Source organism: Pseudoalteromonas aurantia, from assembly GCF_005886875.1.
In the GTDB taxonomy this organism is placed as follows: Bacteria; Pseudomonadota; Gammaproteobacteria; order Enterobacterales; family Alteromonadaceae; genus Pseudoalteromonas; species Pseudoalteromonas aurantia_A.
In genome coordinates, this window is record NZ_PNBY01000080.1 from 21,608 (window position 1) to 33,055 (window position 11,448).

At 41.4% G+C, this 11,448-nt stretch carries 9 protein-coding genes; 6 read left to right on the forward strand and 3 right to left on the reverse strand.

Annotated elements, in window-relative coordinates:
• Positions 1-10 precede the first annotated feature (10 nt).
• From mfd to CWC18_RS16120, 3 genes are read left to right on the forward strand one after another with little or no spacing between them, the layout of a single operon-like run.
• The gene (gene mfd / locus CWC18_RS16110; RefSeq protein WP_138589489.1) at positions 11-3,484 is read left to right on the forward strand and encodes a transcription-repair coupling factor; all 3,474 of its coding nucleotides are present in this window, start codon (positions 11-13) and stop codon (positions 3,482-3,484) included.
• Positions 3,485-4,324, forward strand: coding sequence for a CsiV family protein (locus CWC18_RS16115; protein WP_138589490.1), 840 nt, complete (start codon positions 3,485-3,487; stop codon positions 4,322-4,324).
• A 14-nt stretch (positions 4,325-4,338) separates the two neighbouring features.
• Entirely contained in the window at positions 4,339-4,587 is a 249-nt protein-coding gene (locus CWC18_RS16120) for a DUF3862 domain-containing protein (protein ID WP_138589491.1), read from the forward strand.
• 118 nt (positions 4,588-4,705) lie between these two features.
• Here the strand turns inward: CWC18_RS16120 and CWC18_RS16125 are convergent, their stop codons facing one another.
• Positions 4,706-6,379: a nucleoside recognition domain-containing protein gene (locus tag CWC18_RS16125; RefSeq protein ID WP_138589492.1), complete on the reverse strand. Its 1,674-nt coding sequence runs from the start codon at positions 6,377-6,379 to the stop codon at positions 4,706-4,708.
• Positions 6,379-7,503, reverse strand: coding sequence for an NAD(P)/FAD-dependent oxidoreductase (locus CWC18_RS16130; protein ID WP_138589493.1), 1,125 nt, complete (start codon positions 7,501-7,503; stop codon positions 6,379-6,381). The genes CWC18_RS16125 and CWC18_RS16130 overlap by 1 nt, the downstream gene beginning before the upstream one ends.
• 363 nt (positions 7,504-7,866) lie before the next feature.
• Between CWC18_RS16130 and CWC18_RS16135 the strand changes: the two genes are divergently transcribed.
• From CWC18_RS16135 to CWC18_RS16145, 3 genes are all read left to right on the forward strand, one after another.
• Complete coding sequence (locus tag CWC18_RS16135) at positions 7,867-9,195, forward strand: dihydroorotase (protein ID WP_138589494.1); 1,329 nt, start codon at positions 7,867-7,869, stop codon at positions 9,193-9,195.
• A gap of 135 nt (positions 9,196-9,330) precedes the next feature.
• Complete coding sequence (locus CWC18_RS16140) at positions 9,331-10,224, forward strand: GTP-binding protein (protein WP_138589495.1); 894 nt, start codon at positions 9,331-9,333, stop codon at positions 10,222-10,224.
• Positions 10,225-10,260: 36 nt separating this feature from the next.
• A complete protein-coding gene (locus tag CWC18_RS16145; RefSeq protein WP_249348256.1) occupies positions 10,261-10,479 on the forward strand; it encodes an alpha/beta hydrolase family protein in 219 nt (72 codons plus the stop codon).
• A gap of 304 nt (positions 10,480-10,783) precedes the next feature.
• Here the strand turns inward: CWC18_RS16145 and CWC18_RS16150 are convergent.
• Positions 10,784-11,448 (reverse strand): IS5 family transposase (locus CWC18_RS16150; RefSeq protein ID WP_138675678.1); only part of this gene is annotated, 665 nt, incomplete at its 5' end.

Below are 11,448 nucleotides of genomic sequence, written 5' to 3' on the forward strand. Positions count from 1 at the left end.
GGAGTACTCAATGGCGTCAGCGCATTGGAGCGAATTACCTTGGGTTAAAAATTCACAGGATAAAATACACTGGGGCCAACTAAGCGGCAGTGGTTTAAGTATTGCATTAAGCGAAGGGATCAAAACCAACCCAGAATTGGTTGTTATCGTCACCCCAGATACGCCCTCTGCCCTGCGCCTTGAAACTGAGTTAGAGTATTTATTACCAGATTTACCGGTCATGGTCTTCCCTGATTGGGAAACACTTCCCTATGATCACTTTTCACCGCACCAAGACATCATATCGCAACGCTTAGCAACGCTAAATGCGCTTAAAAAGCAAAAACAAAGCGTGGTGATTGTCCCTGTAGCGACGTTAATGCTGCGAACAGCACCGCCGGCATTTATTTATGGCAATGCACTACAGTTTAAAGTAGGCGACACTGTTGATGCCCAGCAACTGAAAAACTCACTAACAGAAACAGGTTACCGCCACGTTCAACAAGTTATGGAACATGGTGAATTTGCAGTTCGAGGCTCTATTGTTGATTTGTTTCCAATGGGAAGCCCGACGCCTTATCGCTTTGATTTTTTCGATGATGAATTAGATACTATTCGTTTATTTGACATTGAAACTCAACGTTCAAGTGAAAAAGTAACTGAAATCGATTTATTACCTGCTCATGAATTTCCGACCAATGAAGAAGACATTGAGCGTTTTAGAGTTGGCTATCGCAGTGCATTTGGTGCCAGCGCAGAGCAAGACTCTATCTACATGCAAGTGACAAAAGGAAACTGGCCATCAGGGATAGAGTATTACCTGCCTTTATTTTATGAAAACTTAGGCACCATCTTCGATTATTTGCCCGACAACGCCACCATTATTCACTTGGGTGACATAGAAAATGCCGCTGAAGAGTTTTGGTTGGATGTATATAAACGTTACGAAAACAGAAAGGTAGACCCTCTTAGGCCGCTACTCGAACCGGTTCGTTTGTATCAACCGGTTGAAGAGTTATTTAAAAACTTTAATCGCCACCCTCGAATTCGCTTGAGTGAAGCCAAACTTGGCACCAAAGCTGGGCATACAAACTTATCAGCCAAAACGATTTCAAACGTTCGCATTGACCATAAACACACCGATCCCTATGCTGATATTTTAAAGTATATTGCTGCTCAGAAGAAACAAAAAGCACGCGTGGTATTCAGCGTAGAAACTGATGGGCGAAGAGAATCATTACTGACTTTGCTTAAACCAACAGGACTTAAGCTTAAAGAGTTCGACACCTTTCAAAAATTTATTAGCAGCAAAAGTGATGTGGGCTTAGTGGTAAGTCCCCTTGAGCAAAGCGTTTACCTCAGCGGTGAGCCTAGCTTAAGTATCATAACTGAACAAGAACTACTCGGTGTTAAAGTATCACAACGCCGCCGAAGAAAACACAAATACGAACAAGGACAAGACTCTTTGATCCGTAATTTAGCGGAACTCAAAGAAGGCCAGCCTATAGTGCACTTAGACCACGGTGTTGGCCGCTATCTTGGTCTACAAACCATAGATGCAGCTGGCATTGCCACAGAATTTGTCACCATCACGTATGCCAACGAAGCAAAACTATATGTGCCTGTGTCTGCATTACATATGCTGAGCCGTTATTCCGGCGGTGAAGAGGCTTCAGCCCCACTTCATAGACTCGGATCTGACGTGTGGGAAAAAGCAAAAAGACGTGCTGCCGAAAAAGTGCGAGATGTTGCCGCAGAGCTGTTAGATATTTATGCGAAAAGACAAAGTAAACCCGGCTTTTCATTCAAAATAGATGGCGCAGCTTATCGCGAATTCAGCGACAGCTTCCCATTTGAGGAAACAGATGATCAGCGAAACGCCATTGAAGCCGTGTTATCAGACATGCAATCTAACCTAGCCATGGACCGCTTGGTATGTGGTGATGTAGGCTTTGGTAAAACAGAAGTTGCCATGCGTGGTGCTTTTGCAGCCGTTAACGACAACAAACAAGTTGCAGTACTGGTGCCTACTACTTTGCTTGCTCAACAACATTTTGAGAACTTTAAAGACCGTTTTGCTGATTTACCCATTGAAGTCGGTGTACTTTCTCGCTTTAACAGTGCAAAGGACCAAAAAGCCACCTTAGATAAGCTAAACGATGGCACCATAGACATCGTGATTGGCACGCACAAACTTATTCAAGAAAACATTAAGTTTAATGATTTAGGATTGCTCGTTGTTGATGAAGAGCACCGTTTTGGAGTGCGTCAGAAAGAGAAAATAAAGCAGCTGAGATCAGACGTGGACATACTAACGCTTACTGCAACGCCCATTCCACGTACGTTAAATATGGCCATGAGCGGTATGCGCGACCTATCTATCATCGCCACGGCGCCAGCTAAACGCTTGGCAGTCAAAACTTTTGTTAAAGAACGTAATGACGATTTGATCCGGGAAGCTATTTTAAGAGAAATAAAACGGGGTGGCCAAGTCTACTTCTTGCACAATAATGTTGAAACTATTGAAAAAACAGCTTCTGATATTGCCGCATTGGTGCCTGAAGCAAGCGTAGCAGTAGCCCACGGCCAGATGAGAGAAAAAGAGCTTGAGCAGTTAATGGGAGACTTCTATCATCAAAAACACAATGTATTAGTCTGTACAACCATCATTGAAACTGGCATAGATATCCCATCAGCCAATACCATCATTATGGACCGTGCTGACAAGCTCGGTCTTGCGCAATTGCACCAACTTCGTGGTCGAGTTGGGCGAAGCCATCATCAAGCCTATGCCTACTTACTCACTCGTAACACTCAAACGTTAACCAAAGATGCCGTTAAGCGCTTGCAAGCTATCGAATCATTAGAGGTATTGGGCGCAGGCTTTGCACTCGCAACGCACGATTTAGAAATACGAGGCGCAGGTGAACTGCTCGGTGACGACCAAAGCGGTCAAATTCAATCTATTGGTTTTACACTGTATATGGAAATGCTTGAACAAGCAGTTCAAGCACTCAAAGATGGTAAAGAACCCACACTTGAAAACCTATTACAAAAACAATCAGATGTTGATTTAAAAGTACCAGCGTTACTGCCTGATGATTACATTCCAGATGTGAACATCCGCTTGAGTATGTATAAACGTATCGCCAGTGCAACCGATTTAGTCGAACTCGATGAGTTGCAGGTTGAACTAATTGACCGATTTAGCCTGTTGCCTGATGCTGCTAAAAACCTATTTGCAATACAAGCTCTTAAACTTAAAGCGAGTCAACTTGGCATAAATAAAGTTGAAGCAAATATAAAAGGTGGTTACTTTGAATTTAACAGCTCGACAAAGGTTAACCCAGCGTTCATTATAGGTTTGATACAAAGCAACTCGTCCATTTATAAAATGGAAGGCGCAAGCAAACTGCGTTTTGCAATAGAAGAGAAAAATGGCCAACAGAGAATGAAATTAATCAATGCAATGATGGATGATTTTCAGAAAAAGGCGCTAAATTAAATGCATGGAGTAAAACGACAACTTGGTTTCATTATTGCGCTTGCATGGACGTTTAATGCCCACGCCGTGCGCTGGTTTGAAGTTGAGTTGATCGCATTTGAACAAAAGTCTTCCCCTTTATTACGCGAAGACTTTAGCTTGGAACATAAACCAATTGAAGGCAAAAACAAGCGAAACTTACTGTCAGAAGGCTTCAATGCACAAGGGCAACAACAATGCTTAGCAGGCGATAGTTTTTTTGACCCACGACCATTAAGTGTCAAATTAACCAACGCCAATTCGTCATGGTTATGTAATGATGACGCGGATTATTTAGCAAAATTTGATACGCTGCCAATAACGCCATATGCACTATCACAAGAACATATGGATAATATTTATTTGTTATCAAAACAACAACTGCAATTTGATGACACGGTGAGTAAATTAAAACGCAAAGGCTTACAGCCACTATTGCATACTGGATGGCGATTTCCAGAGCAAAGCAAACGGCGCGCGCCATTTATTAAAATATTTGCCGGCAAACGTTTTGTAGAACCAGTTAGCTATCGTATATCGGAAGTTGTTTCGCAGCAGGGGTATGTGAGTTTATTACCCAATAAACTCGCCATTGAACCAAGTGTTCATCAGGACAGCTGGCAAATTGAAGGGCTCATAAAAATACATGTTCGACATTATTTATATGTGACCACAGAGCTTGATATTCGATACGACATTGACACTGGCGATACACAAACAGCACGTATGTCACAATATACCAGAGTGTACAGTGGTGATTTGCATTACTTAGATCATCCAAAACTCGGGATCATATTTCAAATTAGAAAGTACAAACACTAACAATAGGAAAAGACATGAAAAAGCTAATAATTATTGCAGGGCTACTGACACTTGCTGGCTGTTCTAAAGTGACGCTTGAGAACTACAATAAAGTAGAAGTAGGAATGGATAAAGCTGCACTTGAACAGATCCTAGGCTCGGCAGACAACTGTGAAGAAAAAACACTGCATACAAATTGTACTTGGGGTGATGACAACAAACACATAAAAGTCACACTAGTAACCGACAAAGTGACGCTGTACACCAAAAAAGGTCTTGAGTAGGTCGAATTATAGACGCAATCAGCATCAGATATGATTGCGTCTTATAACCGATTTCATTCAGTCATAGCCCTTATTTTCAGGTGGCTATGAGTGAAGCCCGCACTTTAAAAACATCTTATTAACCCCACCCCCAGCTGAGCACCGCGGTAAACAAAAATGCACAAGTCATTTGTCGTAACGCCATTTTAGCCGCAAAGTGCCAGCGCATTTCTCGTACGATGGTAAGCAAAGAGACAATACACGGTAACATCACGCCCGCTAGGTAAACCGCCGCCAATAACTGAACATCAGACATTCCTACCACTTTTAGACTCTGAGATGAACTTTCAATAAGCCCAATTGCTAATCCATCTTTGCGGATCGCCCCTAAAATAACCGCAATTGCAGCCCCTTCAGGTAAATTCAATAACGTCATAACCGGTGCAATAAGCGCCGTTATAAAGTCAATAACACCTAACCAAGATAAAAAACCGGCAACAAAACAAATACCAATGAAAAGAGGCAAAGCTGTCGTTATAAACTCCCTGATCACGCCAAACATCTCATTTAGTGCAAACCTAATATTTGGCGGCTGTAAAAATCCCCGATTTAGTAAATTGGTAGACATTGACGCGCGCCTTTGCGATTTGCTGGTTGTTACCAACAGGTATAAACACGTCGTAAGTCCCAAAAACAGCAAATATGGTAACGCCAAATATGGTTTTCCCGCTGCAGAAAATACCGCAATCGTCGCTGGAAGTTGATAGGAACAGGCTGAGCCAAACGAGATAGCTGATACACATGTACCTCGTGTACAACATGAGCAATTTCTGGTTTGAATAATGGCCGGTACGTTACAGCCAAATCCCATAATAACTCTTACTAAATCACGCCCGCTAAGCCCAAGCTTATGCATGAACGGGTCTAAGCAGTACGATAACCTATCTACTAGCCCCGTTGTTTTATACAATGCGATAATGGCAGAAAAAATAAGTACCGTTGGTAATGCATACAACAATAGAAAAGGCAGCATTGAAATGACGCCGTACTCTCCAATTAGCATGTGATGCAATACGTCAGGCATGACACCAAAGCGCGCTATCAGCCAATCAACCCCACCTTCTGTATCAGGATAAAGCCAGTCAGCAAACGCGTTAGCATTCAATACCGAGATTAAAGCTGGTAAAACAAGTAACATAAGAGACAATAACGGGCCAACAATCGGCATTTCAAAAAATGCCTTTTTAGGCACAACTGACCAGTTTCCGAGTATTTTAGGAGGCTCACTTGGAAAAACACTTGCTTGCTTGAGTGCATTATCAATAGTGTTCCGCTGCTGTGGGTCTAAACACCTATTATCTACCGTGATCCATTCAAGCTGGGTCGTTTTTCGTAAACGCGCTACTTCTTGAGCAACATCAGGCCTATGCTTCACTTTGTCCCAATAAGTGATCACCACAATCCCTGAACGGCTTTGTATTAATGGCCAGAGGTCGTGCAAATCATCAATCAAGTCTGTCGACTTGACCATCAATATAACTTGCTTATTGCTATGAAGCTTCTTTAATACCTGCGATGTGACCACACTGTCCATATGTGTTTGAATACCGGGCGTATCAATAATGGCGTAGTCATTCCAACTGTATTCATGGCAAAATAACGAGCTTCCTTGCAAGTTACTACTGGTTGGTTTATTCCCGACCAGCCGTTCTATAAACGCAGTCTTCCCGACACTTTCTTTACCAATCAGTAACCAATGATTGTCTTGCTGAGGTTCTGGGTAATACGTTTGCACTTCAATATGCTGTGGCATCAGCAAAAACACTCCTGCTCAACACAGCAATCTAAGTCATTGAGTATCATGCCTGACTTTTTATAATGCCGTAATATCGACATATCGAGTGCCAGTTCTTCGCCAATTACACTACATGGAGCGAAGAAACGGCCTCTAAATTTATATATAAAACACAATAAAGTTGGATCATGGTACAAACGAGATCCAGCTAAAAACAGATTGCTGACTTTGCTAGATTCATCAAACTTATTAATAGACGGGTATCCATTTGCTTGATAGTCAAATAACTTAGACACAGGTCCTAGGTTTATATCAAAACCAGTGCAGTTGATAGGTGGGAACTTTGACGAGATAACCTTGCCGCAAGACGATGTGACGGTATATCCTTTATCTCCTTTTTCAACACTTTCTACTCTAAACTTATCGTCTAATTCAACATTGCCACGCGTACTTAAGTTGGCCAAACGCTCTGCAGTATAAGGTGACAACACCAAACTTGGGTCATAAGTATTGGTGTCATCATTCCCAATAAAATCTAATATTGTCACTTGGTTGCCCATATTCGCGAGATTATAGGCTGCATCCACTCCACTTTCGTATCCCCCAATAACCAAGTATTCACCATTGCCTAACTTATTCCATTGCGAAATTTCACTATTGTGTTTACATAGTTCAGCACCACGAAACGCAGATAAATTTGGGCTATGGAACTCACCTCCAGCCCAAATAAGGTAATTGCAACGAAGAGTCATTGACTCAGTTTCTAATTCAAAGCCATCTTCATCAGCCAAATTTACAACACGCTTTAAACACGTGTTTGTTTTAACCTTAATATTGTAATGCTGGGTAACGATACTTAAGTACTGTGCATACTCTTTACCATCAAGGTGTTCTTTACCAATCGAAAAGGCCGGTGAAGTATCTGGAGTAATGGCGTTTAAGTCTGTCTGATGGTAACCATTTGATGGAAAAGAAGGTGTAATAAAGCGCATACTTTCAGGCCACTGTAAAAAAGTTTGGCCTATTTCACCTTTCTCTAAAACGACTAATTCGGTATCTTCAATTCCCATTTGCTTGAGCAGTGCAGCACACCCTAAACCGGCAGGCCCGGCACCAACAATTACAACTTCAGTTTTTATCATTACATTCTCTTCACTCATTCAAACATATATATTGTTATAACATATCAAATAGCATCAATGGAAATAAGAACTAATCTTATTTAGAATAAAAAAGACAATCCCCACAGTTGCCCCTGTTAATTTGTATTAAAACAACCCAATACGACAAACGTCTAATGATAAGCTTTTACTTTCTGTGTTTGTGTTATAATATAACATAACACCTATTGGATGTTCACTTATAAATTGCAATTTAAACAAGACTCAAATATCGCGCCCAATAAGCTGCAAGGTTAGTAATAGATTACTCTAGTAAAGCTGAAAAAATAGGCACGTTAACACGAAAAAACTGTCATTAGACATTTAAATAACTTGGTTCTAAAAATGAAGAAAATCCTACTTAAGAATGCAAAAATCGTTAATGAGAATAATACTTTTGATGCCGACTTACTGATCTGTAACGACACAATAGATACTATTTCCTCTGAAATAAGCGCAAAAGACCACTACCAGATAATTGATCTGGGGGGCGACTTATTACTTCCAGGTATGATTGATGATCAGGTGCACTTTAGAGAGCCAGGTCTTGAGTACAAAGGATGTATCGCCAGTGAATCTCGGGCTGCAGTCGCGGGAGGGATCACAAGCTATATGGAAATGCCCAATGTTAGCCCAGCGACCACAACACGGATAGCACTCAATCATAAACATGATATTGCAGCGCAAAACTCTTTGGCAAATTACTCGTTTTATTTAGGCGCGACACCTGACAACTTAGAGCAAATAAAAGCCTGTGATCCCAGGCTTGTATGTGGTGTAAAAGTGTTTATGGGTGCATCAACGGGTGATTTATTAGTGGAACACCCGCAAGCATTAGAAGCAATATTTAGGGAGTGCCCTACTCTCATAGCCACTCATTGTGAAAAAGGCGATATCATCAGCCAAAATCTAGCCAGGCTCACATCACAAAATTTAACAATCCAGCACCACCCCCAGATCAGAGATGTCGAAGCCTGCTATGCTTCATCGTCTTATGCGGTCGATCTTGCAAAAAAATATAATAGTGATTTGCATGTATTACATATTACGACAGCCAAAGAGTTAGCATTATTTACACCCGGCCCCATAGAAACAAAAAAAATAACAGCAGAAGCCTGTGTACATCATTTGTGGTTTAACCAGTCAGACTATGACCGATTAGGTAATTTGATCAAGTGTAACCCAGCCATTAAATCAGAGCATGACAGGCTTGCTTTGCTAAACGCCATCAATGAGGATCGAATTGATATAATTGCGACAGATCATGCACCGCACACATGGCAAGAAAAGCAAGCGGCTTACAGCGACGCACCAGCTGGCTTACCACTTGTAGAACATGCTTTATTAAGTTTGTTAGATCAGGTTAGAAGAGGTGTTATCAGCATTGAAAAAATGGTAGAGAAAATATCTCACAACCCAGCAAAACGCTATAAAATACATCAACGTGGTTTTATACGTGAAGGATACTTTGCTGATTTAGTGGCGATTAGCACATCAGCCAGTGAACGAGTAACACATAAAAATAATAACTATCTCTGTGCGTGGTCACCCTTTGTTGACCACCAATTCTCACACAGTATAAGGTATACCTTTGTCAATGGACAATGTGTTTATGATCATGGCGTCATTCTAGAACATCATAACAATGCGATGCCTTTAATGTTCAATCGCTAAAACGAGCTATGTGACGTTTTATAATTTACCAAATACAACGCTATAGTATGAAATATAGTGTAATGACGATTACGCTATATTTCATTTAAATCATGCAAATAAATCAATAACGCAGTATTAATTAAGAGAAGTAAAATGGAAGCAATCGTAGTAATTGTGGGCTTTTTAGGAGCTGGTAAAACAACCTTGCTAAAAAAACTCGTAAATAACGCATTAGAAAAACAGTGGCAGCCTTTCGTGCTGTTAAATGATTACGAAAATGCACAGCTTGATACCGACCAATTAAGTGATGAATTAGATCCTCAATACTTAAAAGCACTCAGTGGGAGTTGTATTTGTTGCAGTGGCATCACAGAATTGCGAGAAGCGGTAAACCGCATTCCAAAGCGCGAAAAAGGCATAACACTTATTGAGGCAAATGGTACAACTGATGCGTGTTCACTCATGGGGTTTTTAGGCGTTGGGATCAATGAGCGCTTTTTACCGCCTATTCAAATATCTGTGGTTGATGTTAAAAATTGGCAATTACGTGCAGAGCACAACGAACTTGAAGCGAATCAAGTCCAAGTCTCTTCACTCATTGTACTTACACACGAAAATAGCGTAGATAAAAGCCGAAGAAACGACGTTAAAGCTCAGTTATCATCGCTAAACCCCAGCGCAAAAATAATATCGTCTGACGCGCTCGATTTAGAACAATTACCTGAAGTTACTCCTTCACAGAATCAAGCTGAGCACCTTGAGCATCACAAAGCACATTGGGCATCTAGTTCTATAGACCTACCCCCACTGCCAAGCTACGCCGCTATTAAAGAGCTTTGCAACGCCCTACCTAACTCAATTTTACGGGTCAAAGGCTGTACCATAATTGGAAGTGAGCCTCACTACACCTATTTTGAACGCTGCCCAGATGGTGAAATCTATGTCAGGCGCTATAACGGAAAGCCGACGACTGGCGCGAAGTTACTTACTATTGGACCCGGGAGTAGTACCTTGCTACTCAATAATGCACTTTCTGGCGCAACGTAGCGCACATTCAGGTGTTCAATTTAGTGAATTTTACTTATGTGCAAAAAGCATTTCATCGTTAACCCAATCAATTATGTAGATAAATGGGATCCACCGATGTTAGTGATACATGGGAGTAAAGATTATCGTATTCCTTTAGGTCAAGGCATTCAAGCGTTTCAAGCTGCAGTGTTGCGCGGTTTAGAAAGCCGTTTCCTATACTTCCCTGAGGAAAATCACTGGGTGCTGACACCACAAAACGGTATTGTTTGGTAACGTGAGTTCTTTAAGTGGTTGGACGATACTCTTTGAGTGACCTGTTAACTAATTAGCTTTAATCGTATAAATATGCCTGAGTGCTGCTAAATGCTCAGGCCATTTTTATAGCTGGAGAGTTAAAATCTCATATGCAGTATAAAGAGTAAGTTACACCCTCATTACACGTTCGCCGGGTTTAAACAACCCATACCTTGCTTTGCTTGAACGGCTCAAAGATTCTCTTTCCCAATAGTCTGTTTTAAAAAATGAATCTTGTGGGCCTTGTTGATCAAATAGCTAACTCCTAATCAACTTCTCAGTTTTAACTCTGTTGCTGATATTTGGGCATACCTAGCCCAGTCATTTTATTTATTGCCTTCACTTTAATCATCGTTTCAGTATGCTGACTATTGAATTGACGACTTTTGAGCTTATCACCCATTAATTGCTTAAAACGATACATCGCCGTCTCGGCAAGTGAACGAAGGTGGTACCCTGAATTCACTTTCCACTGCTTTAACCCTATTTGGTGCATCATAAATACGGCGTTATTTCTGGTATGTCCTTCCTCCCAGTATTGGGCATTCTCTCTTGGCGGTACCCGCATAATCGCATCTTTTGCTGCGACTTCTTCATAGCAACTGCGAGTGTCATATGCTCCATCACCTGTGACTCTGTCTATATTCCTACGCAGTGGCCTGATTAAATCGACAAGGGCTTCACCATCTGACACATTTACCATCGACAGCTCAGCACCCACAATATCGTGACTTGTCGCATCTACGGCCAAGTGCAATTTTCGCCAAGTTCGGCGCTTAGGTGCACGATGTTTTCTCGTATGCCATTCGCCATTTCCATACACTTTAAGGCCCGTGCTATCTACTACGATGTCTATGAACCCTTTGCCTGCTCGATTTCTATATTGCACATCAAGTGTTTTACTGCGTTTGCATAGACAGCTATAACCCGGTGATTGCAATGAGACAT

Bases quoted from the DNA above. Each gene is read 5' to 3' on its own strand.
- mfd (WP_138589489.1), top strand. From the start codon at position 11: ATGGCGTCAGCGCATTGGAGCGAATTACCTTGGGTTAAAAATTCACAG.
- CWC18_RS16115 (WP_138589490.1), top strand. From the start codon at position 3,485: ATGCATGGAGTAAAACGACAACTTGGTTTCATTATTGCGCTTGCATGG.
- CWC18_RS16120 (WP_138589491.1), top strand. From the start codon at position 4,339: ATGAAAAAGCTAATAATTATTGCAGGGCTACTGACACTTGCTGGCTGT.
- CWC18_RS16125 (WP_138589492.1), bottom strand. From the start codon at position 6,379: ATGCCACAGCATATTGAAGTGCAAACGTATTACCCAGAACCTCAGCAA.
- CWC18_RS16130 (WP_138589493.1), bottom strand. From the start codon at position 7,503: ATGATAAAAACTGAAGTTGTAATTGTTGGTGCCGGGCCTGCCGGTTTA.
- CWC18_RS16135 (WP_138589494.1), top strand. From the start codon at position 7,867: ATGAAGAAAATCCTACTTAAGAATGCAAAAATCGTTAATGAGAATAAT.
- CWC18_RS16140 (WP_138589495.1), top strand. From the start codon at position 9,331: ATGGAAGCAATCGTAGTAATTGTGGGCTTTTTAGGAGCTGGTAAAACA.
- CWC18_RS16145 (WP_249348256.1), top strand. From the start codon at position 10,261: ATGTGCAAAAAGCATTTCATCGTTAACCCAATCAATTATGTAGATAAA.